At 73.8% G+C, this 23,369-nt stretch carries 20 protein-coding genes; 4 read left to right on the top strand and 16 right to left on the bottom strand.

What is annotated here, in order from left to right:
- Window positions 1–219 precede the first annotated feature (219 nt).
- Entirely contained in the window at window positions 220–2,103 is a 1,884-nt protein-coding gene (locus tag ACZ4M3_RS14945; RefSeq protein WP_467732564.1) for an anthranilate synthase family protein, read from the top strand.
- 101 nt (window positions 2,104–2,204) lie between these two features.
- Here the strand turns inward: ACZ4M3_RS14945 and ACZ4M3_RS14940 are convergent, their stop codons facing one another.
- The 4 genes from ACZ4M3_RS14940 to ACZ4M3_RS14925 form a co-directional block, all read right to left on the bottom strand.
- Window positions 2,205–3,233 carry a 6-phosphofructokinase gene (locus ACZ4M3_RS14940; RefSeq protein ID WP_467732562.1) on the bottom strand — a complete coding sequence of 343 codons (1,029 nt, stop codon included), beginning with the start codon at window positions 3,231–3,233 and terminating at the stop codon, window positions 2,205–2,207.
- 174 nt (window positions 3,234–3,407) lie between these two features.
- Window positions 3,408–4,052 carry a response regulator gene (locus tag ACZ4M3_RS14935; RefSeq protein ID WP_467733102.1) on the bottom strand — a complete coding sequence of 215 codons (645 nt, stop codon included), beginning with the start codon at window positions 4,050–4,052 and terminating at the stop codon, window positions 3,408–3,410.
- A gap of 95 nt (window positions 4,053–4,147) precedes the next feature.
- The gene (gene macS / locus ACZ4M3_RS14930) at window positions 4,148–5,359 is read right to left on the bottom strand and encodes a MacS family sensor histidine kinase (RefSeq protein WP_467732560.1); all 1,212 of its coding nucleotides are present in this window, start codon (window positions 5,357–5,359) and stop codon (window positions 4,148–4,150) included.
- Window positions 5,360–5,401: 42 nt separating this feature from the next.
- Complete coding sequence (locus tag ACZ4M3_RS14925; protein WP_329202132.1) at window positions 5,402–6,100, bottom strand: lysophospholipid acyltransferase family protein; 699 nt, start codon at window positions 6,098–6,100, stop codon at window positions 5,402–5,404.
- 162 nt (window positions 6,101–6,262) lie between these two features.
- Here ACZ4M3_RS14925 and ACZ4M3_RS14920 point away from each other — a divergent pair, with 162 nt between their 5' ends.
- Both ACZ4M3_RS14920 and ACZ4M3_RS14915 read left to right on the top strand, forming a co-directional pair.
- Window positions 6,263–7,042: an alpha/beta hydrolase gene (locus ACZ4M3_RS14920; protein WP_467732558.1), complete on the top strand. Its 780-nt coding sequence runs from the start codon at window positions 6,263–6,265 to the stop codon at window positions 7,040–7,042.
- Window positions 6,981–7,562, top strand: a complete 582-nt coding sequence (locus ACZ4M3_RS14915) for a hypothetical protein (RefSeq protein ID WP_467732556.1) — start codon at window positions 6,981–6,983, stop codon at window positions 7,560–7,562. The genes ACZ4M3_RS14920 and ACZ4M3_RS14915 overlap by 62 nt, the downstream gene beginning before the upstream one ends.
- A 599-nt stretch (window positions 7,563–8,161) precedes the next feature.
- Here ACZ4M3_RS14915 and ACZ4M3_RS14910 read toward each other — a convergent pair.
- From ACZ4M3_RS14910 to ACZ4M3_RS14885, 6 genes are all read right to left on the bottom strand, one after another.
- The gene (locus ACZ4M3_RS14910) at window positions 8,162–8,935 is read right to left on the bottom strand and encodes an endonuclease/exonuclease/phosphatase family protein (RefSeq protein ID WP_467732554.1); all 774 of its coding nucleotides are present in this window, start codon (window positions 8,933–8,935) and stop codon (window positions 8,162–8,164) included.
- Between the two features lie 69 nt (window positions 8,936–9,004).
- Window positions 9,005–9,946 carry an ROK family glucokinase gene (locus tag ACZ4M3_RS14905; RefSeq protein WP_453408844.1) on the bottom strand — a complete coding sequence of 314 codons (942 nt, stop codon included), beginning with the start codon at window positions 9,944–9,946 and terminating at the stop codon, window positions 9,005–9,007.
- Between the two features lie 61 nt (window positions 9,947–10,007).
- Window positions 10,008–10,484, bottom strand: coding sequence for a DUF5304 domain-containing protein (locus tag ACZ4M3_RS14900; protein ID WP_467732552.1), 477 nt, complete (start codon window positions 10,482–10,484; stop codon window positions 10,008–10,010).
- Window positions 10,485–10,560: 76 nt separating this feature from the next.
- Window positions 10,561–11,718, bottom strand: a complete 1,158-nt coding sequence (locus ACZ4M3_RS14895) for an ArsA family ATPase (RefSeq protein WP_467732550.1) — start codon at window positions 11,716–11,718, stop codon at window positions 10,561–10,563.
- 103 nt (window positions 11,719–11,821) lie between these two features.
- Entirely contained in the window at window positions 11,822–12,262 is a 441-nt protein-coding gene (locus tag ACZ4M3_RS14890) for an SRPBCC family protein (protein WP_467732548.1), read from the bottom strand.
- 124 nt (window positions 12,263–12,386) lie between these two features.
- Window positions 12,387–13,169, bottom strand: a complete 783-nt coding sequence (locus tag ACZ4M3_RS14885; RefSeq protein ID WP_467732546.1) for a metallophosphoesterase family protein — start codon at window positions 13,167–13,169, stop codon at window positions 12,387–12,389.
- A gap of 229 nt (window positions 13,170–13,398) precedes the next feature.
- On the opposite strand from ACZ4M3_RS14885, the gene ACZ4M3_RS14880 reads away from it, so the two are divergent.
- The gene (locus ACZ4M3_RS14880; protein WP_467732544.1) at window positions 13,399–15,195 is read left to right on the top strand and encodes an AMP-dependent synthetase/ligase; all 1,797 of its coding nucleotides are present in this window, start codon (window positions 13,399–13,401) and stop codon (window positions 15,193–15,195) included.
- A gap of 41 nt (window positions 15,196–15,236) precedes the next feature.
- On the opposite strand, the gene ACZ4M3_RS14875 is transcribed toward ACZ4M3_RS14880, so the two are convergent.
- The 6 genes from ACZ4M3_RS14875 to ACZ4M3_RS14850 form a co-directional block, all read right to left on the bottom strand.
- Window positions 15,237–16,853: a GMC oxidoreductase gene (locus ACZ4M3_RS14875; RefSeq protein ID WP_467732542.1), complete on the bottom strand. Its 1,617-nt coding sequence runs from the start codon at window positions 16,851–16,853 to the stop codon at window positions 15,237–15,239.
- A 191-nt stretch (window positions 16,854–17,044) separates the two neighbouring features.
- A complete protein-coding gene (locus ACZ4M3_RS14870) occupies window positions 17,045–18,187 on the bottom strand; it encodes a glycosyltransferase family 4 protein (protein WP_467732540.1) in 1,143 nt (380 codons plus the stop codon).
- 33 nt (window positions 18,188–18,220) lie between these two features.
- The gene (locus tag ACZ4M3_RS14865) at window positions 18,221–19,351 is read right to left on the bottom strand and encodes a hypothetical protein (protein ID WP_467732538.1); all 1,131 of its coding nucleotides are present in this window, start codon (window positions 19,349–19,351) and stop codon (window positions 18,221–18,223) included.
- 25 nt (window positions 19,352–19,376) lie between these two features.
- Window positions 19,377–20,420: a C40 family peptidase gene (locus tag ACZ4M3_RS14860; RefSeq protein ID WP_467732536.1), complete on the bottom strand. Its 1,044-nt coding sequence runs from the start codon at window positions 20,418–20,420 to the stop codon at window positions 19,377–19,379.
- Window positions 20,421–20,658: 238 nt separating this feature from the next.
- Window positions 20,659–21,681, bottom strand: coding sequence for a C40 family peptidase (locus tag ACZ4M3_RS14855; RefSeq protein ID WP_467733100.1), 1,023 nt, complete (start codon window positions 21,679–21,681; stop codon window positions 20,659–20,661).
- 299 nt (window positions 21,682–21,980) lie between these two features.
- On the bottom strand, window positions 21,981–23,345 hold the full coding sequence (locus ACZ4M3_RS14850; RefSeq protein WP_467733098.1) for an NYN domain-containing protein: 1,365 nt from the start codon (window positions 23,343–23,345) through the stop codon (window positions 21,981–21,983).
- Between the last annotated feature and the right edge of the window lie 24 nt (window positions 23,346–23,369).

Here is a 23,369-nt window from a genome sequence, read left to right as displayed (position 1 = left end):
GATATGGGGGACGCGGTCCGGAGGCTTCGCCTCCGGCAGGACATCGCCTAGGCTCGTCGGCATGTACGCGCTCTCGAACCAGAACTGGTGGTGGCCCGCTCCCGGCGGTCCACTTCTCGCGCGTACGTAAGACACGAGCGACACGAAGGCCGCCCCGAGGGGCGGCCTTCGTCGTGTGCCGACGCGGGCCGCCCCTCCCTCCGGAAGGACGCCCACCCCATGACCACGGACCTCAGCCGCCTGCTGGACGAGTCCTGCCCGCCGTTCGCGCTGCTGCGCCGGCGGACCCCCGGCCGGGACCACGACACCGTCGAGGTGCTGCTCGGCCCGGTCCACGAGGCCGAGCGCCTCGCCGACCTGCCCGTACGGGAACTGCCGACGCTCGCCCTCGTGCCGTTCCGGCAGATCCGGGAGCGCGGCTTCGACGTGCGCGACGACGGGACCCCGCTGAGCGTGCTGGTCGCCGAGGAGGCGTACGAGGTCCCGCTCGGCGAGGCGCTGGCCGCGCTGCCGGACCACGCGGTGCACGTGGACGGCGGCGGCTTCGACGTCCCGGACGAGGAGTACGCCGCCACCGTGGAGCGCGTGATCCGGGACGAGATCGGGCGCGGCGAGGGCGCGAACTTCGTCATCCGGCGCACCTACGAGGGCCGGATCGACGGTTTCGGGCGCGCCGACGCCCTCGCCCTGTTCCGGCGGCTGCTGCTGGGCGAGCGGGGCGCGTACTGGACGTACGTGGTCCACACGGGGGAGCGGACGCTGGTCGGCGCCAGCCCGGAGGTGCACGTGCGGATGTCCGGCGGGACGGTCGTGATGAACCCGATCAGCGGAACGTACCGGTACCCGGCCGGAGGACCCACGGCCGAGTCCCTCCTCGCCTTCCTCGGCGACCGCAAGGAGACCGAGGAACTGTCGATGGTGGTCGACGAGGAGCTCAAGATGATGTGCACGGTCGGCGACATGGGCGGGGTCGTCGTCGGCCCCCGGCTCAAGGAGATGGCGCACCTCGCACACACCGAGTACGAGCTGCGCGGGCGCTCCTCCCTGGACGTCCGGGAGGTGCTGCGGGAGACGATGTTCGCGGCGACGGTGACCGGCTCGCCCGTGCAGAACGCCTGCCGGGTGATCGAGCGGTACGAGAGCGGCGGCCGCGGCTACTACGCGGGCGCGCTCGCGCTGCTCGGCCGGGACGGCGCCGGGGCGCAGGCGCTGGACTCCCCCATCCTGATCCGCACCGCCGACATCGCGCCGGACGGGACCCTGCGGGTGCCGGTCGGGGCGACCCTGGTGCGGCACTCCGACCCGGCGGGCGAGGTGGCCGAGACGCACGCCAAGGCGGCCGGGGTGCTGGCGGCGCTGGGCGTCCGCCCGGCGGCGCCGCGCCCGGTCCGGGCGGCGGCCGGGCTCGGCTCCGACCCGCGGGTGCAGGCGGCCCTCGCCGCCCGGCGGGACGGCCTGGCACCGTTCTGGCTGCGGATGCAGGACCGGCCCGCGGCGGGGCGGGGCCGTGCGCTGGTGGTGGACGGGGAGGACACGTTCACCGCGATGCTGGCCCACGTCCTGGAGGTGACCGGGCTGGAGGTGACCGTACGCCGCTTCGACGATCCGGGCCTGCGCGCGGCGGCCCTGGCCTGGGACGGCCCGGTCGTCCTGGGCCCGGGGCCGGGGAACCCGGCGGACCCGGCCGACCCCAAGATGCGGATGCTGCGCGCGCTGGCCGCCGAGCTGCTGGCCGGACACCGGGGCGGCCTGCTCGGGGTCTGCCTGGGCCACGAGCTGCTGGCCGCCGAGCTGGGGCTGCCGCTGGTGCGCAAGGCGGAGCCCGCGCAGGGGGCGCAGACGCGGATCGACCTGTTCGGGGCGCAGGAGGCGGTCGGCTTCTACAACACCTACACCGCGCGCTGCTCGGCGCGGGACGCGGCACGGCTGTCGGCGCGCGGGGTCGAGATCGCCCGGGACCCGGTGACCGGTGAGGTGCACGCCCTGCGCTCGGCGGCCGGCTTCGCCGGGGTCCAGTTCCACCCGGAGTCGGTCCTGACCCTGCGCGGCGCGCAGCTGCTGGGCGGACTGCTGGCGTCCGTCCGCGCGGGCGCCCCGGCGTAGCCGGCGCGTCGGCTCCGGCCGGGCGGAGCGGAGGATCCCGGGTCGTGCGTCACCGTACGGTGCGTCACCGTACGGCCCGGGATCCGCGGATGGCCTCCGGCTCAGCCGAAGAACACCCCCGCTTCCGCGTACAGCGCCGGGTTCACCGTCTTGAGCTTCGAGGTGGCTTCGATGATCGGGACGCGGACGATGTCGGTGCCCTTCAGCGCGACCATCTTGCCGAAGTCCCCGTCGCGCACCGCGTCGATGGCGTGCAGCCCGAACCGGGTGGCCAGCCACCGGTCGAAGGCGCTGGGCGTGCCGCCGCGCTGGACGTGTCCGAGCACCGTCGTACGGGCCTCCTTGCCGGTCCGCGCCTCGATCTCCTTGGCGAGCCACTCGCCGACGCCCGACAGCCGGACGTGGCCGAAGGAGTCCTTGGTGGCGTCCTTGAGGACCATCTCGCCGTCCGTGGGCATGGCGCCCTCCGCGACGACCACGATCGGCGCGTAACTCGACTTGAACCGGGAGGTCACCCAGGCGCACACCTTGTCCATGTCGAAGCGCTGCTCGGGGATGAGGATGACGTTGGCGCCGCCCGCCAGGCCCGAGTGCAGGGCGATCCAGCCGGCGTGCCGCCCCATCACCTCGACGACCAGCACCCGCATGTGGGACTCGGCCGTGGTGTGCAGCCGGTCGATGGCCTCGGTGGCGATGCCGACGGCCGTGTCGAAGCCGAAGGTGTAGTCGGTGGCCGACAGGTCGTTGTCGATGGTCTTCGGTACGCCGACGCACGGGACGCCGTACTCCTCGAACAACCGCGCGGCCACGCCCAGGGTGTCCTCGCCGCCGATCGCGACGAGGGCCTCGACCTCGTACTTGGCGAGGTTCTCCTTGATCCGCCGGACCCCGTCCTCCTGCTTGAACGGGTTGGTGCGCGAGGAGCCGAGGATGGTCCCGCCGCGCGGCAGGATCCCCCGTACCGCGGCGATGTCGAGGGGGACGGTGTCCCCCTCGACCGGCCCGCGCCAGCCGTCCTTGAAGCCGACGAACCGGTAACCGTACTCCTGGACGCCCTTGCGCACGACGCCCCGGATGACCGCGTTGAGCCCCGGGCAGTCGCCGCCGCCCGTCAGCACTCCGACCTTCATGGAATCTCCCTTCGCCACAGGGCCCGCTGGGGGCGCGGGGCCCGCATGACGGTCACGCTAGTGGTGACTCAGGTCACATCAAGGGGCCCGGGGAGGTCAATTCCGGTGGAATCAAGGGGCGTTGTGTACTTCCGTTCACTCGTACGAGGACGTAAGTACGACGTACGACCGTGGTTACGCGTCGTCCAGGCCCCGCTCAATGGCGTACCGGACGAGCTCGACCCGGTTGTGCAACTGGAGCTTGCCCAGGGTGTTCTGCACGTGGTTCTGGACCGTGCGGTGGGAGATGACCAGCCGCTCCGCGATCTGCTTGTACGACAGCCCCTTGGCCACCAGCCGCAGCACCTCGGTCTCGCGCTCGGTGAGCCGCGGGGCCTTCGGCTCGTCGCCGGCGGCCGGCGCCGGGTCGGTGGCCAGGCGCCGGTACTCGCCGAGGACCAGGCCCGCCAGGCCCGGGGTGAAGACCGGGTCGCCGGCCGCGGTGCGGCGGACCGCGTCGATCAGCTCCTGGGCGCCGGCCGACTTCAACAGGTAGCCGGTGGCCCCGGACTTGACGGCCTCCAGGACGTCGGCGTGCTCGCCGCTGGCGGACAGGACGAGGACGCGCAGCGCCGGGTCGGCGCCGACCAGCTCCTTGCAGACCTGTACCCCGGGCATGCCCGGCAGGTTGAGGTCGAGGACCAGGACGTGCGGGGCGGCCGGGACGGCCCGGCGGACCGCCTCGGGGCCGTCCCCGGCGGTGGCGACGACGTCGAAGCCGGCGGCGGCCAGGTCACGGGCGACCGCGTCCCGCCACATCGGGTGGTCGTCGACGACCATCACCTTGATCGCGCCGAGCGCTCCGGACCCGGCGGATTCGTCGGACTGGTCGGACTGGTCGGACTGGTCGGACTGGTTGGACTCGTCGGCCTGCGTCATCGGGTTCTCCCCCTGGGTACTTTCAGTTCCACTTCGGTGCCCTGTCCGGGCACGGACACCAGCTCGGCGGTGCCGCCGAGGTCCCGCAGCCGGCCGCGGATCGACAGCGCCACGCCCATCCGGCCCTCGCCCTCCGCCTGGTCGAGCCGGCCGGCCGGGATGCCGGGGCCGTCGTCGCGGACGGTGACGACCACCTCGTCGCCCCAGTCCTCGACCAGGATCCAGGCCCGGGCGCCCTCCCCCGCGTGCTTGCGCACGTTGTCGAGGGCGGCTGCGACGGCCGCCGCCAGCTCGCGGGCGGCGGGCACCGGCAGCGGCACGGGACCGCCCGGCTCGGCGAAGCTGACCCGGGAGCCGGCGTGCGGGGCGAGCAGGGTCCGCAGGTCCAGCTCGCCCTCGTCGGCGCCCGGTTCCGCCACCTCGTACGCGTCCACGAGCGCGCCCAGCGACGCCTCCCGGGAGATCCGGGAGGCGGGTACGAGCCCGCTGGAGACCAGGGTCCGCAGCGCCACCTCCTGCTCCCCGGCCATCCGGCCGAGGTCCGCCGCTTCGCCGCCCAGTTCGCAGCCGCGCCGCTGGACCATGGCGAGCACCTGGAGGACCCCGTCGTGGATGTCGCGGGCGAGGCGCTCGCGTTCGCGGGTCGCGGCCTCGATCTCCAGCGCCCGGGCGAGGGTGGCCTCGCTGGCGCGGGCGACCTCTACCACGTAGCCGATGGCGATGGACGCGACCCAGACCAGCAGCACGTTGTGCAGGGTGTCGCGGGTCGGGTCACCGCCGTGGATGACGATGTTGGCCACGGCCACGGGGGTGGAGGCGAAACCGGCCCACCGCCAGCCGCCCTTGAGGGCGAAGGCGAGGACCGAACCGGCCGTCCAGATGCTGGGGAGGGTGGGGCCCCCCGCGCCGATCCGCTCGTGGGCGTCGGCGAGCGGGGTGAGCAGGATGCCGGTGAGCGCGACGGCCAGGTCGGCGCCGAGGAACCGCTTGGTGGCGCGGGCCGCGCTCGCGACGCTGCGGTACGTGGCCAGGGTCCAGCCGGCGAGCACGGCGAGGTAGCCCACGGCGACCGCCGGCCGCTCGAACTCCCGGTAGGCGGAGGCGAACAGCAGCACCGCGTAGACCATGGTGAGGAGCCGGTAGACCGTCAGGGCGCGCCACAGCGGCTGCTCGACCGACATGCGTATGACGCGTTCGCGTTTCGCCATCTCCCCCACCCCCGCGCGCGGGCGCCGGGGCCCCGCCCGTTCCTACTCCTTGACCGCCTTGGCGGCCTTCTCCGCGTCGGCGATCTGCCGCTTGGCGGCCGTCGCGTAGATGTCCACGTACTCCTGGCCGGAGAGCTTCATGATCTCGTACATGACCTCGTCGGTCACCGAGCGGAGGATGAAACGGTCGCTCTCCATGCCGCGGTAGCGGCTGAAGTCGAGCGGCTTGCCGATCCGGATGCCCGGGCGCATCAGCTTGGGCACCACCTTGCCGGGCGGCTGGATCTTCTCGGTGTCGATCATGGCGACCGGGATCACGGGCGCCCCGGTGGCGAGGGCGACCCGGGCCAGTCCGCCGGGCTTGCCGCGGTAGAGGCGGCCGTCGGGTGAACGCGTGCCCTCGGGGTAGATACCGAACAGCTCTCCGCGCTCGATGACCTCGATGCCGCTCTTGATGGCGGCCTCACCGGCCCCGCGCGCGCCGGAACGGTCCACCGGGAGCTGGCCGACGCCCTTGAAGAAGGCGGCCGTCAGCTTGCCCTTGACCCCGGGTGAGGTGAAGTACTCCGCCTTCGCGATGAAGGTCACCTTGCGGTCCAGCACGGCCGGCAGGAAGAAGGAGTCGGAGAAGGACAGGTGGTTGCTCGCGAGGATCGCCGGCCCCTCGGCGGGAATGTTCTCGAGGCCCTCCACCCACGGCCTGAAGGCGAGCTTCAGCGATCCGCCGATGGAGAACTTCATTGCGCCGTAGATCAACTCGAAAGCCTTCCTGTGTCTGTCGAACAGACCTTATCCCCTGGCCGCCGCAGGAGCGGCCCGACGACCCTGGTCGGTGTCACCGCGGTCGCGTACGGTGAAGTCACACAGCGCTACGTACCCCCCGCCCTTTCGAAGGAGTCCCTGGTGCCCGTCCTCCTTGGAGCAGAGCCGTTCCGCCACGAGGGCGGGCCGGTCGGCGTGCTTCTCTGCCACGGCTTCACCGGTTCCCCGCAGTCGCTCCGCCCCTGGGCCGAGTACCTCGCCGAGCGGGGGCTGACGGTGTCGCTGCCGCTGCTGCCCGGGCACGGGACGCGCTGGCAGGACATGCAGCTCACGGGCTGGCAGGACTGGTACGCCGAGGTCGACCGGGCGCTGCGGGAGCTGCTGGACCGGTGCGAGCAGGTGTTCGTGTTCGGGCTGTCGATGGGCGGGGCGCTGAGCCTGCGGCTGGCGGCGAAGCACGGGGAGTCGATCAGCGGGCTCGTGCTGGTCAACCCCGCCAACAAGGTGCACGACCCGCTGGCGTTCGCCCTGCCGGTGGCGCAGCACTTCATCCGCTCGACGCCCGGTATCGCGAGCGACATCGCGAAGCCCGGGTCGGCGGAGGTCGGGTACGACCGGGTGCCGACGCGGGCCGCGCACTCGCTGCGCCGGTTCTTCCGGCTGGTCGACGCCGAACTGCCGCAGGTGACCCAGCCGGTGCTGCTGCTGCACAGCCCGCAGGACCATGTCGTACCGCCCGTGGACTCGGCGCGCATCCTGGCCCGCATCTCGTCCACGGACGTGACGGAGACCCTGCTGGAACAGAGCTACCACGTGGCGACGTTGGACCATGACGCGGAGCGGATCTTCGCGGACAGCTATGCGTTCGTCGGACGGCTCGCGAAGAGCGTCGGGCGGGAGGGGGCGGCCAGCGGTGGCTGAGCACGAGGAGTCGTCCGGGGGTGTGCCCCCGTTGGACGAGGAGGCGGCGTGGGCGGCGATCGTCGCCGGGTACGGGCAGGAACCGCCGGACCCGCCGGGGTCCAGACCGTTTAAGCCCATCGAGAACCTGATGCTGCCGGAGGAGGACGTCCAGCCGGAGCCCAAGCCGGAGAAGCCGCTGGGCGGCTCGGTGGTCTTCGCCCCGGGCGTGGCCCTGACCCCGGCCCCGGGCCCGCGCGACCACACCCCGGCGGAGCCGGAGGACGGGGACGGCGAGGGCCATTTCGTCCCGCCGGAACCAGAGCTCCCGCCGGCCGACACCACGGCGAAGTTCGCCTGGCTGGCGGTGGTGGGCGGGCCGGTGCTGCTGCTGCTGGCGGTGCTGCTGCAGTGGGAGATGACGTGGTGGCTGACGACGCTCGGCATCGGCGGCTTCCTGGGCGGGTTCGCGACGCTGGTGGCGCGGATGGCGCACGATGACGACGACGAGGACGACCCGGGCCGCGGCGCGGTGGTGTGACCCTCTTCTTGACGCGCCGCTGCCCTTTTCGACGCGCCGCTCGCACGGCTCGGCGCCGGGGCGCCTTACCGGCTTCGCGCCGCTGCGGCGAACTCCGTCCGCCGGGGGGCGGGGGGCCGGCCCCCCATCTGCGGCGCCGCCGCGCAAGCGTGCCCCGGCTCCGCCGGGTTTCTGGGGCTCCGCCCCAGACCCCGCGCCTCAAACGCCGGCGGGGCTGGGTGGTGCGGCGCCGTGGCGGCGGGTGGAAGGACCTCGCTTTCGAGGCACGGGCCATCCCAGCCCCTCAACGCGTTCAAGCCCCGGCCCAATCCAGCCCCGCCGACACTTGAGGCGGCCGGGCCAACCCAGCCCCGCCGACGTTTGAGGCGGGCGCGGGACCAATCCAGCCCCGCCGGCGTTTGAGGCGGGCGGGCCAATTCAGCCTCGCCGGCGTTTGAGGCGCGGGGTCTGGGGCGGAGCCCCAGGGAGCCCGGCGGAGCCGGGGGCGCCCCCGCGGCGGCGCCGCAGCTGGTCGCCGGGCCCGCCCCGCCGGACGGAGTTCGCCTCAGTGGCGCGAAGCCGGGGAGGCGCCCCCGGCGCCGAGCCGTGCGAGCGGCGCGTCAAAAAGGGGAGGCGGGCAGGCGGAGGGCCGCCAGGACCGGGTAGTGGTCCGTCGCCGCGTGGAGGTCGGGCCGGGTGACACCCGGGAGGTCGAGCGGGACGCCGCAGCCCAGGACCTGCGCCCCCGGCGACGCGAACACCGCGTCGATCCGCCGCGGCGCCCCGACCCGAGAGAACGTGTGCTCCCCGCCCCACGGCGCCACCGCCCAGCCGTCCTGCATCGCCGACGCCAGCCGTCGGAACGCCGGCCCGTCCGGGGTCTCGTTCACATCGCCCGCCGCGATCGCGTACGGGGTGTCCAGCGACCGCACCCGCTCCAGCAGCAGCTCCGCCTGCGCCGCCCGCTCCCGCGCGTCCAGCGACAGGTGCGCGCTGACCACCCCCACCCGCACCGCCGGCCCGAACCGTACGACCGCCGTCGCGAAGCCCCGCCGGTGCAGCCCCGGCGTCAACGGCAGCAGGACGTCCTCGGTCCGCTCCACGAAGGCCCGTAGCGAGCACAACAGCAGCGGCCCGGCGGCGCTCCCGCCCCCGCTCAGCACCACCAGGTCGCACTTCGCGGCCAGCCGCGCCGCGTGCTTGCGCCACCGGAAGAACAGCGGCGCCTCCTGCACGAACACCAGGTCCGGCTGGCACGCCCGGATCACCCGGACCAGCGCTTCCTCGTCGTCGCGCAGCGAGCGGACGTTGTAGCTGAGCACCCGGATCACGGCGGAACCGTCGGGCTCCGTAAGGGACTTCGGCAGCGAGGCCGACAGCGAAGGCAGCTCCATACCGCCCACCCTACGCAGCTGCCCGCCGCGCCCCCAGGGGGCGCGGCGGGCAGCGGCCGTCGATCGCGGTCAGCCCTGGCGGGCCAGGTCGGCCGCGCCGACCAGGCCGGCCTTGCCGCCGAGCTGCGCGGCCAGCACCTGCGCGTGCGGACGCCACGCGCCGCCGATCAGCCAGCGCTTGAAGGACTTGCGGATCGGGTCGAGGACGAGGTCGCCCTCGTCGGAGACCCCGCCGCCGACGATGAACGCCGACGGGTCGAACAGCGACGCCAGGTCGGCCAGCCCGGCCCCGGCCCAGCGGGCCAACTCGCGGAAGGAGTCGACGGCCACCGGGCAGCCCTGCCGGGCCGCCTGGCTGACGTGCTTGCCCTCGATGCCCTCGGGGGTGCCGTCGCCGAGCCCGAGCAGGATCGTCGCGTTCTCGGGCGTGGCCTTGGCGCGCTGCTTCGCGTACCGGACCAACGCGCGCCCGGAGGCGTACTGCTCCCAGCAGCCCTGGCTTCCGCACCCGCACAGCAGGCCGTCCGGGACGACCCGGATGTGCCCGAACTCGGCGGCGACGCCGAAGCGCCCGCGCCGCAGCTTGTTGCCGATGATGATGCCGCCGCCGAGGCCGGTGCCGAGGGTGATGCAGATGACGTCGTCGTGGCCCTGGCCGGCGCCGAAGCGGTACTCGCCCCAGGCCGCGCAGTTCGCGTCGTTCTCGACGACGACGGGGAGGCCGATGCGCTGCTCGACCTTGTCCTTCAGCGGCTCGTGCCGCCAGTTGATGTTGGGGGCGAAGAGTACGGTGGCGCGCTTGTCGTCCACGTACCCGGCGGCGCCGATGCCCACGGCGTCGATGGTGTGGTTGCTGCTTACTTCGGACACCGCGGTGCAGATCGCTTCCGTCACGCCGTCCGGGGTCGGCGGGGTGGGCACCTTGTACGTCTCAAGGATGGTGCCCTCTTCGTCGACCACGCCGGCCGCGATCTTCGTGCCGCCGATGTCGACGCCGATGGTGAGTCCCATTAGTCCCTCGGTTTCCGGTCAAACCCCGCCACGGCCAACCGTACCCGAGCCCGGCGGAGGTTCAGTCGAGATCGATCCGCTCGGCGGGCCCGGCCCCGGGGTCGTCCCCGTCGCGGCGGGGGTCGTCGTCGGCACGCGGGGCCGTGGGGCGCTCCTGCGTCCAGCGGCGCTCGTGGCCCTCGACCGCCGAGCGGTAGGCGGCGAGCAGTTCGGAGCCGGCGGCCGCGAGGTGGTCGAAGACCTCGGGGTTGCGCTCGACCACGGGCTTGACGGCGGTCTTGGCCTGGTCCACGAACTGGCGCACCGCGCCCTGGGCGGCGGCGCCCAGCAGCGGGTTGTTCAGGGCGGAGACCTTGTCGGCGACGGCCCCGAAGAGCTTGAACAGCTCCTCGGCGGCGGTGCCGGTGCCACCGCCACAGGCGTCGTCCCGGGCGGCGCCGCGCTCCGCGCGCAGGCGCTCCTTCTCGGCGGCGAGGTCCTCGGCGCAGGCCTTGGCCCAGGCGTCGTCGTCGGTGGGGCGGTCGGTGGCCTCGCTCATGGCGGACACTCCTGCGGCGGCTGCGATATGTGCGGTACGGGCTACCTTCGACGGTACCCGAACGGCGGTACGGGAATCAGCGCGCGCGGGGCCACAGCTGCGGGTCGGGGGTGAAGCGGACGCGGAGCACGCCGTCGGCGAGAGCGGCTCCCGAGACGGTGCAGCGGCGCAGCGCGGCGGGCAGCGGAACGATCCTGCGGTAGGGCCCGGCCGCCAGGAGCAGCTCGTCGCCGCGCCGGACCAGGTCGAGGTCGGCCTTGTGCGCCCCGGGCAGCAGGACCGCCCAGACGAGTACGCCGTCCTCGGCGCGCCGGTCCTCGACGGCCCACGCCGGGCGGGGCGCGGGCGCCGCGGGGGCGAGGCCGGGTGCGCAGGCGGCGAGCCGGGCGGTGTCCTCGGGGCCCTCGGGGCCGTGGCCGAGGTGCGGGAGCGGGATCAGGGGGAGCTCGGCGGCCCACTGGGCGGCGTACTTCTCCTGCTGGGCGGCGAGCCCGGCCAGCCACGGGTCGGGCGACCCCTGGGGCAGGGTCCGGTTGGCGACGAGGGACCCGGCCGGCAGCTGGTGCAGGGCGAGCCCGAGCCGGCCGGTGCGCAGCGCGGCGCCGGACCCGGGGCCGGGTTCGGCGACGAGCCGGACCTCGGTGGTGGGGGCCTCGATGACGGCTTCTACCGCGGCCAGTTCCTCGTCCCAGCGGGCGGCGGCCTCGTAGAGCCACTGGGCGGGCATCGGCACCCCGGCCAGCTGGGCCAGTACGGGGCGCAGGGCGCGGGCGGCCTGCCGTTCGGCGGGCAGCAGCCGGGCCAGGTAGCGGCGCAGCTGGGCGGGGAGGGCGAGGGTGGTCACCGTTTGGTGCAGCGGGGGCATGTCCACCACGACCAGGTCGGCGCCGGGGTCGGCGGCGGCCCGCCGCAGGGCGCGGAGCAGCGCGAACTGCTCGGCTCCGGGCAGCTCGGTGAATTCCTCGGCGCCCAGGGGGCGGCTGCCGAGCATGCCGAGCAGGGCGGCGCCGCGGTCCTGGAGGGCGACGAGTTCGGCCCGGAACTCCTCGCCGGAGTCGATCCGCGCGACCCGCAGCCCGGGCACGTCCGGGCCGACGAGCGCGCCGATCGGGTCGCCGGGGTCGCCGGAGAGCAGCAGCACGCGCCGTCCGGCCCGTGCGGCGGCGACTGCGGAGGCGGCGGCCACGGTGGTCCGCCCGGCCCCGCCGGGTCCGGTGACGAGCAGGGTGTGCATGCTGTGGTACTCCTCGATGCGCTGTGGATCCCGCCCGGCCCGGCCGCCGACGCGCCGCTCAGCCGCGGCGCGGGACCGGCAGGCCTGACCGGCGGGCCGCCGGTCAGGCGGATTCGACGCGCTTCTTGAGGCCGGCCAGGGCGCGGTCGATGATGACCTTCTCCGCCTTGCGCTTGATCATGCCCAGCATCGGGATCTTGACGTCGACCGTGAGCTGGTAGGTGACCTCGGTGCGCTTGCCGCCGTCCACCGGGGTCAGCTTGTACGAGCCGTCCAGCTGGCGCAGCATCTGCGACTTGGCGAGCGTCCAGCTGACCTCGTCGGCGCCCTTCCAGGTGTAGGCGAGCGTGTGGTCGTCCTTGATCGCTCCGGCGTCCAGCAGCAGCCGGACCTTTTCCGCGCGGCCCTCGGCGTCGGTCGCCAGCACCTCCGCCTCCTTGACCTCACCGGTCCACTCCGGGTAGCGGGCGAAGTCGGCGATCACGGCCATGACGTCGGCCGGGGCCGCCTCGATCGTGATGCTCGAGCTGGTGTGTTCCGCCATCGCGGTCGCTCCTCCGGGGAGTTCGACAAGTGTGTGGGGGCCTCCGGCCGCCGGGTGAAGGCTACCGCGCGTGCGGACCCCGCCACTCCAGGGCCTCCCCCCGTGCGGGCGCCCGCCGCGCCGCTCACCACTCCAGCGCCCACGGCGTTCCCGTCGCCGCGAAATGGCCGACGTTCACGCACTCGGTGGCGCCGATCCGCATCCGCCGGGCCAGCGGCTGGTGGACGTGACCGAAGAGGGCGTAGCGCGGCCGCACCCGCCGGATCGCGGCCAGCAGGGCCTCGCTGCCCCGCTCGAACCGCCGGGCCACCGTGTCGTAGCAGAGCTCCGGCACCTCCGGCGGGATGTGCGAGCACAGCACGTCCACCTCGCCCAGCGCCTCGACCTTGGCCGCGTACTGCTCGACGTCCACCTCGTACGGCGTCCGCATCGGCGTCGGCAGTCCGCCGCCCACGAAGCCGAAGACCCGGCCGCCGATCTCCACCCGCTGGCCGTCGAGAACGGTCGTACCGGGTCCGGCGTACTCCGTCCACAGGCCCGGGATGTCGACGTTGCCGTAGGTGGCGTACGTCGGGCTCGGGAACGCGGCGAACATGTCGGCGTACTGGCGCCGGACGGCGCCCTCGATCAGCTGCTCCCGGTCCAGCCCGGCCCACAGCGCCCGGCCGAGGTCGCGGGCCTCCGCGAACCGCCGCTGGGTGCGCAGTTCCACGATGCGGTCGGCGTTCTCGGTGCCGAACAGGTCGGGGAAGATCCCGCGCGAGTGGTCGGCGTAGTCGAGGAACAGCACGAGGTCGCCGAGGCAGATCAGCGCGTCGGCGCCCTCCCCGGCGCGCGCGAGCGCCTCGGTGTTGCCGTGGACGTCACTGACGACGTGGACCCGCGTGCGACTCTTCCTGCCACCCATGCCGCCACCCTAGGGGCGCTTGGGCTCCTCGGGTAGAGGGACCTTCGCAAGCGGCCGGACCTGCGGTTACTTCCGAGTCGTCGGCGGGGTCGACTAGTGTCGGCAGGGGACCGCCGCGTCGTGTGACGCACGGAACATCTGGCCGGTTCCCTCTATCGTGAACCCACTACCGGTGGGTAACGTCCGGTCGGTCCACACGGTGGCGATGGCGCCCAGAGGAGCAGCAGTCTTGCGCGAGTTCAGCCTTCCGGCCCTGTACGAGGTCCCGTCGGACGGGAACCTGACGGATCTCATCCGCCGCAACGCCGCCCAGCATCCCGACACCGCCGTCATGAGCCGCAAGGTCGACGGCCGGTGGCAGGACGTGACGGCGACCGAGTTCCTCGCCGAGGTCCGCGCCGCGGCCAAGGGCCTGATCGCGGCGGGCGTCCAGCCCGGCGAGCGGGTCGCGCTGATCTCCCGTACCCGCTACGAGTGGGTGCTGTTCGACTTCGCGATCTGGAGCGCGGGCGCCATCACCGTCCCCGTGTACGAGACCAGCTCGCCCGAGCAGATCCAGTGGATCCTCGGGGACTCCGGCGCCGCCGCGGTGATCGTCGAGAGCCCGGAGCACCGCGCCACCGTGGCCGCCCTGCGCGACCGGCTGCCGGAGCTGCGCGAGGTGTGGGAGATCGAGCAGGGCGCCTTCGAGGCGCTCAAGGCGGCGGGCGCGGAGGTCTCCGACGCCGAGGCCGACCGGCGCGGCTCGCTCGCGAACGCCGACGACACGGCCACCATCGTCTACACCTCGGGCACCACCGGCCGCCCCAAGGGCTGCGTGCTGACCCACCGCAACTTCTTCGCCGAGTGCGGCAACGTGGTGGAGCGGCTCAGCCCGCTGTTCCGCACCGGCGAGTGCTCCGTACTGCTCTTCCTCCCGGCCGCGCACGTCTTCGGGCGCCTGGTGGAGGTGGCGTCCGTACTGGCGCCGATCCGCCTGGGCTGCGTACCGGACATCAAGAACCTCACCGACGAGCTGGCGTCCTTCAAGCCGACGCTGATCCTCGGGGTGCCGCGCGTCTTCGAGAAGGTCTACAACTCGGCGCGGGCCAAGGCCCAGGCCGACGGCAAGGGCAAGATCTTCGACGCGGCCGCCGACACGGCCATCGCCTACAGCCGCGCCCTGGACGCCCCGGGCGGCCCGTCCTTCGGACTGCGGCTCAAGCACAAGCTCTTCACCAAGCTGGTCTACAGCAAGCTGCACACGGTCCTCGGCGGCCGCGGCGAGTACGCGATCTCCGGCGGCGCCCCGCTGGGCGAGCGGCTCGGCCACTTCTTCCGCGGCATCGGCTTCACGGTCCTGGAGGGCTACGGCCTGACCGAGTCGTGCGCGGCCACCGCCTTCAACCCGTGGGACCGGACGAAGATCGGCACGGTCGGCCAGCCGCTGCCGGGCTCGGTGGTGCGCATCGCCGACGACGGCGAGGTGCTGGTGCACGGCGAGCACGTCTTCACGGGCTACTGGAACAACGAGGCGGCGACCGCCGAGGCGCTGTCCGACGGCTGGTTCCACACCGGTGACGTCGGCACCCTCGACGAGGACGGCTACCTGGCGATCACCGGGCGCAAGAAGGAGATCATCGTCACCGCGGGCGGCAAGAACGTGGCGCCCGCGGTGATCGAGGACCGCATCCGCGCCCACGCGCTGGTCGCGGAGTGCATGGTGGTCGGCGACGCGCGGCCGTTCGTGGCCGCGTTGGTCACCATCGACGAGGAGTTCCTCGGCCGGTGGGCCGCCGAGCACGGCAAGCCGGCCGGGGTCACGGCGGCGGAGCTGCGCGAGGACGCGGACCTCGTCGCCGCCGTCCAGCAGGCGGTGGACGACGGCAACGCGGCGGTCTCCAAGGCGGAGTCGGTGCGGAAGTTCCGCATCCTCTCCTCCCAGTTCACCGAGGAGTCGGGGCACATCACGCCGTCGCTCAAGCTCAAGCGCAACGTGGTGGCGAAGGACTTCGCGGACGAGATCGACGCCCTGTACCGGGGCTGAGGAGCGTCCGGGTACCGGGGCTGAGGAGCGTCCGGCGGGGCTCAGCGCGGGTCTTCCGCCAGGATCCGCGCCATGTTCCGCTCGGCGAGGGCGGTGATCGTGACGAACGGGTTCACCCCGAGCGAGCCGGGGATCAGCGAGCCGTCCACGACGTACAGCCCCCGGTAGCCCTTGGCGCGGCCGTAGTCGTCGGTCGCGTCGCCGAGGACGCAGCCGCCGAGCGGGTGGTAGGTGAAGTCGTCGGCGAAGGGCCTGTTGCCGCCGAACAGGTCGTAGCGGTAGATCGTGACGTTGGCCCGGTTGACGCGGTCGAAGAGGTTCTTGGCGGCGGCGACGGACGGGGCGTTCTGCTCCCGGGCCCAGTTGAGCCGCGCCGAGTCGCTGGCCGCGTCGTACGTGAAGTGGCCGCGTTCGGGGTTCTTGGTGATGGCCAGGTACATCGAGATCCAGTGCTCGAACCCCATGGGCAGCGGGGCGATCTCGGCGAAGACGGGGTTGGCCGCGTTGTCCCAGTCGTCGATGCCCAGGGCCGGCATGGTGGCCTGGTTCGCCCCGACGGTGTCCCAGAGGTGGTTGGCCCGGGCGGTCATGACGTTGCCGTTGTGGCCCCAGCCGAGCCCGACCTCCTCGCCCAGCGCGGGCAGGGTCCCCGTCTCGCGGGCGCGCAGCAGGATCTCGGTGGTGCCGAGGCTGCCGGCCCCCAGGAAGAGCTGGGCGCAGCCGAGTTCGCGGGTCCGGGTGACCCGGCCGGTGAGGTCGATGGTGCGTACGGTCAGCACGTACCCCCCGGCCGGGTCCTGGCGGACGCCGACCACCCGCTGGAGGGTTTCGATGGTGACGTTGCCGGTGCCGAGGGCGGCGGCGAGGTAGGTCTTGTCGAGGCTCTTCTTGCCGTGGTTGTTGCCGTAGATGACCTCGCCGGCGAGGGCGGATCTGGTGGCGGTGCCGGCCGCCTCGCGCTGCATGTAGCCGAAGTCGTAGACGTTGGGCACGAAGGTGGTCCTGAGCCCGGTGTTGTGGGCGTGCTTGCGGGAGATCCGGGCGAAGCGGTACCACTCGGTGGACTCGAACCAGGCGGGGTCGATGTCGTTGACGCCGAGCATGGCGCGGGCGCGGGGGTAGTAGGTGCCGTACATCTCGTCGGCGTCGACGCGGGGCAGCACCTCGCTGAAGTAGGACCGGCGGGGCGTGGGCGCCATGCCGCCGTTGACGAGCGAGCCGCCGCCCACGCCGCGCCCCACGTACACGGACATGCCGTCGTAGTTGACCCGGTCCAGGACGCCGGGGTACGGGTCGATGTCGCGGTTGACCACGTCGAGCCAGAGGAACTGGGCGAGCGGGGCCTCGGTGCGGGTGCGGAACCACATGGAGCGCTGGTCGGGGGCGGACGTGGAGGGGAACACCTTCCCGTCGGACCCGGGGGTGTCCCAGAGCCGGCCCATTTCGAGGACGACGGTCCGCACGCCGGCCTGCCCGAGGCGCAGGGCGGCGACGGCGGCCCCGTACCCGGATCCGACGACGATGGCGGGGGCGTACTGGGCGGCGGGCGGCTCGACGGCGGCGGCGGAGGAGAGCCCGATACGGGTGAACCCGAGGACGGCGGCGGTCTGCAGGGCGCCGATCCCGAGGAGTTGACGGCGCGTCAGGTTGGGTGTCATGGGCGCATCATGAGCGGGTTGCGCCCAACCGGCCATAACGCACACTGACACGCTTGTGAGTAACAGTCAGACATGGCGCGACCGTAGCCCGGGCGGGCCCGGGGGCCGCCGGTTTGCCGGACCACGCCCCACGACGGACCGCGAGGGGCGATAATCCCCTCCCCGCGCGGCCCGAAGGCACGGGCGGCCCGCTACAGCAGCTCGCGCAGGCGCTCCGCCAGCAGGTCCCAGCGCCACTTCTCCTCGACCCAGGCCCGGCCCCGCTCGCCCATCCGGCGGCGCAGCTCCGGGTCCAGGAGCAGCGTCACGATCCGGTCCGCGGCCTCCTGCGGCGCCCCGCCCCGGACCACCCAGCCGGTCTCCCCGTCCAGCACCGCGTCCGGCGCCCCGCCCGAGTCGCCCGCCACGACGGGCAGGCCCGTGGCGGAGGCTTCGAGGTAGACGATGCCGAGCCCCTCCACGTCCAGGCCGCCGCGCCGGGTCCGGCACGGCATCGCGAAGACGTCCCCGGCGCCGTAGTGGGCGGGCAGCTCCGCCCAGGGGACCGCCCCGGTGAAGACCACCGAGTCCGCGACCCCCGTGGTGGCGGCCAGCGCCCGCAGGTCGGCCTCGTACGGGCCGCCGCCCACGACGAGCAGCACCGCGTCCGGCACCGCCGCCAGGATCCGCGGCATCGCCTCGATCAGGGTGTCCTGCCCCTTGCGCGGCACCAGCCGGGACACGCACACGACCACCGGCCGGTCGGTCAGGCCCAGCCCGGCCCGTACCGCCGCCCCGCCCGATCCCGGGTGGAAGGTCTTCTCGTCGACCCCGGGCGGCAGCTGGGTCATCCGCGCCGCCGCCCGCCCGGTCAGCGCCGAGGCGATCCGGCTGCGCGTGTACTCGCCCAGGTAGGTCAGCGTGTCGGTGCCCTCGCCGATCCGCCGCAGCAGCCGGCGCGCGCCCGGCAGCTGCGCCCAGCCCGCTTCGTGCCCGTGCGTGGTCGCGACGATCCGCCGGGCCCCCGCCCGCCGCAGTGCGGGACCCATGAGCCCCAGCGGCGCGGCCGCGCCGAACCACACGGACTCGCAGTCGTGTTCGCGCAGCAGCTCCACCGCGCGCCGCGTGACGCGGGGCGTCGGCAGCAGCATCGTCGTGCGGTCGCGCACCACCTGGAACGGCTGCTCCGCGTCGAAGGCGGCGGTGGCCGCCCGGCCCTCTTCGTCGTGCTTCCAGGTGGAGGCGTAGACGACGATCCGGTCGGGATCCAGCCGCAGCGCCATGTTGTGCAGGAAGGCCTGGATGCCGCCCGGTCGCGGCGGGAAGTCATTGGTCACGATCAGCGTCTTGTGCATCGCCAGCCAACGTACCCGACGGCACCGGCGCGCTTACCGGAGCTCCTGCCGCAGGGCCTCGCGCCAGGCCCGGGTCAGTTCGTCCGGGCCGGTCCCCAGGGTCTGGTCCAGGGCCGTCGCCAGGGGGCCGCGGCCCGCCTCCTCGTACAGCCGCACCAGCGCCGCGTCGCCCCACTTCGCCGCGATGAGCCGGCAGGCGAGCCAGGCCTCCGCGTACGAGCGCGCGAGCGCCTCCGGGTCGGCGCCGAAGCCGAAGTCCCCGTCCGCGGGCAGCGCGCCCGGCAGCTCGCCCCGCCGCACCGCGCGGGCCAGCTCCGGCGCGGCTTCGGCCGGGCTGCGGTCCGTGGCACGGTACGCGGCCCAGTCCGCGAAGCCCTCGGACAGCCACAGCGGGGTCGTCGCCGTGGTCGCGGCGCGGGTCGCCACATGGGTGGTCTCGTGGGTCAGTACGATGCCCCGGCCGGCCTGCGACAGGCCCGCGTAGCCCTCCGGGTTGATCACGACCCGGTCGGCCGGCGCCGGTCCGGCCCCGACCCGGCCGGTGGTGACGGCGCCCATCCCCCGGTACGCGTCGGCCGGCTGCCCGAGCAGGGCCGCCATCGCGTCGAGCGTCCCCGGGACGAGCACCACCACCCGGCCCGCCCACGGCCGCGGCCAGGCGGCGCTCACCGCGGGCACCGCCCGGTCGGCCTCCGCCGCGATCCCGGACAGCGTCTGCGGGGCCTGGCCGACACCGAGCACCAGGGCGTGCGCTCCCCGTACGGCCGTCACCGCGCCCTGGTCCCACAACTGCGGCGGGGCGCCCGGGGCGGGGTGGTCGGCCGTGACCCGCCAGCCGCCGGCGCCGTCCCGGTCCAGTTCCACCTCGCGCCGGGCGTCCGCCGCGGCGGTGTCGTAGCCGGCCAGCCGGTAGTGCAGTGCCGCCCGCGCGAAGGCCCGTGCGCCGTCCCGGCGCACCGAGGTGACCTCGTACGACCACCCCTCCAGCGGGATCCCGGCGAGCCGGGCGGGCGGCGCCCCGGCCCAGTCGGCGACGGCCCGCCGGACGGCGGGGTCCGTGGTGCCGCCGGGGGCGGCGGTGGGAGCGGCGGCGCAGCCGGCCGACGGCAGGCACAGCAGGAGTGCGAGCGCGAGGAGGCGTACGAGGCGGCGACCGGGAAGCATCAGCCGATCGTACGCACCCCGCCCGTCAGGGCCGGGTCACCGAGGACACCGGCATCATCCCGACCGGGTCGTAGCGCACCCGCGCCCCCGGGTAGGGGGCGTGGACGACCTGGCCGTTGCCGACGTACATGCCGACGTGGCTGGCGTCCGAGCGGTACGTCACCAGGTCGCCGGGCTGTGCCTGCGACAGGGGCACCTGCCGGCCCGCGTACCGCTGCTCCTGCGAGGTGCGCGGCAGGGAGACCCCGGCGTGGCGGTAGGACCACACCATCAGCCCGGAGCAGTCGAAGCCCGACGGCCCGGTGGAACCCCACACGTACGGCCGCCCGACCGCGGACCGCGCCGCCCGTACCGCGGCCGCCGCCCGGGAGGAGGCGGGGACGGCCGAGGACAGGTCCGGCAGCGCGTCGGCGCGGCCTCCCGAGCGCGATGCCCGCTCGAAGTCGGCCCGCTCCTCGGACGGCATCGCGTCGAGCAGCCGGCGCGCCGCCGCGAGCTTCGCCGTGATGTCCCGCTTGTGCTCAGCGGCGTCGGAGCGCAGCGCCTCCAGCTCGGCCAGCTTGACCGAGGCCTCCTGCCGTTCCTGGCCGATCCGGCGCTGCTCCTCGCGCAGTTCGGCGAGCTGCCGGGCCTGGCGGCCGCTGAGCCGGTCGAGTACGGCGGCCTTGTCGAGGTAGCCGTCGGGGTCCTCGGACAGCACCAGCGTGAGGGCGGGGTCGATGCCGCCGGAGCGGTACTGGGCGCCGGCGAAGGCGCCGAGGACGCCGCGCATGGTGTTGATGCGGTCCTGGCCGCGGGCCACGGCGTCCTGGGCCCGGCTGATCTCGGCCCGGAGCCGGCCGGCCTTCTCGTCGGCCTCGTTGAAGCGCTCGGTGGCCTGCTCGGCCTCCTCGAAGAGCCGGTCGACCTGGGCGCGGGCGCCCGCCGGGGGGTCCTGGGGCAGGCTCGGGGCCGCGCTCGCCACCGCCCCCGTCAGGGCGACGGCGGCGCCTGCCGCGGCGGCGGTGAAGGCGGTGAACTTGGTGCTCCGGTCGAGGCCGTTGAGCCCGGGCCGGCGATGGGACGCCACGTGAAACCGCTCCCTTGCGCTGCGCGCAGCCCGGGTCCGCCCCCCGTGGACGGCCGTGTGCCGGGTTCCGCGCTGGCAGACAGTAGCCGCGCCGCCGGGCACCGGCCAACGACCGTCCGGGGGTTCTCACGCGAACGCCCCGCCGGAGACGCAGGTCACCGGCGGGGCGTGGGGTCAGGGCGGGGCCGCGCAATTCGCCCGGATGGGCGGTGTACGGCGCGTCCCGGGGGTCTGCGGCTCAGCCGACGCGGACGCCGAACTGGAACGGCATGTTGGACATCGCCTCGTACCGCACTCCGCCGTCCGGGTTGGAGGCGTGGAACACCTGCCCGTTGCCCGCGTAGAGCCCGACGTGGTGCAGGTCCGAGTAGAAGAACACCAGGTCGCCCGGCTGGAGTTCGCTGCGGCCGATGCGCGTGCCGTCGTTCACCTGGGTGTAGGTGGTACGGCTGATGCTGACCCCCGCCTGCCCGTAAGCCCACTGGGTGAGCCCGGAGCAGTCCCAGAGATCGGGGCCGGTCGACCCCATGTGGTACCCCTTGCCCTTCTGCGTCACGGCGGCGGCGAGCGCGGCGCCGGCCCGGCCCGAACCCTTCACGTTGCCCGCGCTCTGGGCCGCGCTGCTGCTGGACTTGCTGCTCTCGTCCTTGAGCGCCGCCCGGTCCTGCGCACTGAGGGTGTTCAGCTGGGCCTGGGCCGCGGCGAGCTTGTCCTGGGCGGCCTTCTTCTGCTCGCCGAGCTCCTTGCGGGTGGCGTCGAGGTCGGCGAGCTTGCCCGCGGCTTCCTGGCGCTGCTGGGCCAGGAAGCGCTGCTTGGCCTGGATCCTGCCGATGGTCTCGATCTGCTTGCCGCTCAACTGCTGGAGCGTGGAGGCCTTGTCGAGGTAGCTCTGCGGGTCGTCGGAGAGCAGCAGGGTGAGGGACTGGTCGATGCCGCCGGTGCGGTACTGGGCGCTGGCCATCGAACCCAGCGTGTTGCGCATGTCGTTGAGTTCGAGCTGGCCGCGCGCGACCTGGTCCTGGAGCTGCGCGATCTCCTTTTCGAGCTTGTCCTGACGGTCCTTGGCTCCGTCGAACTTCTCGGTGGCCTGCTCCGCCTCGTCGTAGAGGGCGTCGACCTTGGCCTTGACCTCGTCCTTGCCGGGCTTGTCCGGGGCGGCCATGGCCGACTGCGAGGAGAGGGCGACAGCGGCGGCGGCGAACGCGGTGAGCGCGGTCACGCGCGAGCGGCTCGGCGGCTTGGGTCGACGGTGGGACGCCACGAAGGCGAGCTCCTTCTTCCTCACGCCGCCGGAACGGAACGCGACACGCACGGCGGCACCTTCGCCGTCACCCCGAATGAGTGACCTACCGCACGAAGGTTTGAACAGACCCTAGTGACCTCGCTGTGATCAGTTCAAATCCTCCGGGGCAAAAAATCGGCCCCTCACCCACTTCTTCACAGCCGGTCCACGCTGGGTGCAGCGTACTTGACGGTGCGTTCCCACGACGCCCCGCCAATTCCGGCATGAAGTACGTTAATTGGCGAAAAACGCCATTCCCCGGTAAGAGGGGTCGAAGGTCACGAAACGCGTGAAAGCCGCTTGAGCAACAAGGCGGACGTAACGGGACGGGCTCCCGACTTGGCCACGCCGTCCGCCACCTCGCGGTCCGTGGACACCACGACCACCGGTCGGCCGGGCGGCTCCGCCCGGACCAGCTGGCGGATCAGCTCGTCCGCCGTCACCCCCGCCTTGGAGAACAGCACCCGTACCCCGCGCGGCGGGGCGAGCAGCACCGGGGCGGCCAGCTCGGCGCCGTCGAAGACACAGGTCATCTCCGCGCCCGTCTGGGCGGCCAGCATCGACAGCCCGCCCAGCAGCCGCAGCCGCTGCTTCTCCAGCGGCATCGTCGGGTAGCCGGTCTTCGTCACGTTGTAGCCGTCGACCACCAAGTGCGCCTGGGGCAGCGCCAACAGCTGGTCCAGCAGCGCCGGATCGGTCTCGGACAGCGCCCGCGCGGCGATGTCCTTCGGCGTCATCCGGCCCGGCTCCACCGCGTCCACCGTGTCCGCCGGCCGGGTGGAGACCGGCGGCAGTGCCAGCTCGCGGCGCAGCCCGGCGGCCGCGTCCAGGACGGTGTCCAGCAGCAGCCGCAGCCGCATGTCCTCGATGCTGCGTCCCTCGCGGGTGGCCCGGCGGGAGGTCTCCAGCGCCGACTCCACCTCCGCCAGGCGGGACTTGAGCCGACGGCTCTCGCTCTCGGCGGCGGCGACCCGGGCGGCCGCGTCGCCGCGGATGCCGTCGACCTCAGCGGTCAGCTTCCGCAGGGCCGCCTCGCCCCGCTTGACGTCGCTCTGGGCGCTGCGCAGCTTGCGGTGAAGCGATTCCGCTTCCTTGCGGGCGGCGTCGAGCTCGGCCCGCACCTGCTCGCCGCCGGAGCGCTGCGTCTCGCGGGCGTGGGCCACTTCCTCGCGCAGCCGCTCCAGCTCGCGCCGGGTCTCGTCGCCGACCCGCTCGGCGTCCGCCCGCTGGACCTCCTCGCCGGCGGCGGCGACCAGCTTGACCCAGCCGGCCGGCCGCAGGACGTACGCGGCGGCCGCCACGTCCAGCGGATCGGCGGCGGCGGGCGGGGCCCCGCACTCCAGCGCCCCGGCCAGTTCCTTCTGGGCCTCGCGGAGCTTCTCGGCGACGCGGCTGCGGAAGACGGCGTCCGTCTCCACGGCCGCGGCCATCGCGTTCCCGGCGAACTTGGCGCGCCGGGTCGGGGTGAACCGGGCGTACTGGCGCAGCTGCGCGGGCAGGTCCGCGACCGTCAGGCCGCCGAAGGCGTCCGAGACGAGCGCGACGACCCGGCGCCGCACGCCTTCCGGCAGCGGGCGGTCGAGCACCTCCGCGGCGTCGCCGGCCGCGTCGGCCGGCCCAGCGCCGCTTGCTGGCTCCACAATCCGTCACCCCTACCGTGATCTACT

The organism is Streptomyces sp. NPDC026522 (genome assembly GCF_055567555.1).
This window is presented reverse-complemented; position numbering and strand designations above follow the sequence as displayed.

What these genes read in the sequence shown, in the direction of transcription:
- ACZ4M3_RS14945 (WP_467732564.1), top strand. Translation starts at nt 220, where the DNA reads ATGACCACGGACCTCAGCCGCCTGCTGGACGAGTCCTGCCCGCCGTTC.
- ACZ4M3_RS14940 (WP_467732562.1), bottom strand. Translation starts at nt 3,233, where the DNA reads ATGAAGGTCGGAGTGCTGACGGGCGGCGGCGACTGCCCGGGGCTCAAC.
- ACZ4M3_RS14935 (WP_467733102.1), bottom strand. Translation starts at nt 4,052, where the DNA reads ATGGTCGTCGACGACCACCCGATGTGGCGGGACGCGGTCGCCCGTGAC.
- macS (WP_467732560.1), bottom strand. Translation starts at nt 5,359, where the DNA reads ATGGCGAAACGCGAACGCGTCATACGCATGTCGGTCGAGCAGCCGCTG.
- ACZ4M3_RS14925 (WP_329202132.1), bottom strand. Translation starts at nt 6,100, where the DNA reads ATGAAGTTCTCCATCGGCGGATCGCTGAAGCTCGCCTTCAGGCCGTGG.
- ACZ4M3_RS14915 (WP_467732556.1), top strand. Translation starts at nt 6,981, where the DNA reads ATGCGTTCGTCGGACGGCTCGCGAAGAGCGTCGGGCGGGAGGGGGCGG.
- ACZ4M3_RS14910 (WP_467732554.1), bottom strand. Translation starts at nt 8,935, where the DNA reads ATGGAGCTGCCTTCGCTGTCGGCCTCGCTGCCGAAGTCCCTTACGGAG.
- ACZ4M3_RS14905 (WP_453408844.1), bottom strand. Translation starts at nt 9,946, where the DNA reads ATGGGACTCACCATCGGCGTCGACATCGGCGGCACGAAGATCGCGGCC.
- ACZ4M3_RS14900 (WP_467732552.1), bottom strand. Translation starts at nt 10,484, where the DNA reads ATGAGCGAGGCCACCGACCGCCCCACCGACGACGACGCCTGGGCCAAG.
- ACZ4M3_RS14895 (WP_467732550.1), bottom strand. Translation starts at nt 11,718, where the DNA reads ATGCACACCCTGCTCGTCACCGGACCCGGCGGGGCCGGGCGGACCACC.
- ACZ4M3_RS14890 (WP_467732548.1), bottom strand. Translation starts at nt 12,262, where the DNA reads ATGGCGGAACACACCAGCTCGAGCATCACGATCGAGGCGGCCCCGGCC.
- ACZ4M3_RS14885 (WP_467732546.1), bottom strand. Translation starts at nt 13,169, where the DNA reads ATGGGTGGCAGGAAGAGTCGCACGCGGGTCCACGTCGTCAGTGACGTC.
- ACZ4M3_RS14875 (WP_467732542.1), bottom strand. Translation starts at nt 16,853, where the DNA reads ATGACACCCAACCTGACGCGCCGTCAACTCCTCGGGATCGGCGCCCTG.
- ACZ4M3_RS14870 (WP_467732540.1), bottom strand. Translation starts at nt 18,187, where the DNA reads ATGCACAAGACGCTGATCGTGACCAATGACTTCCCGCCGCGACCGGGC.
- ACZ4M3_RS14865 (WP_467732538.1), bottom strand. Translation starts at nt 19,351, where the DNA reads ATGCTTCCCGGTCGCCGCCTCGTACGCCTCCTCGCGCTCGCACTCCTG.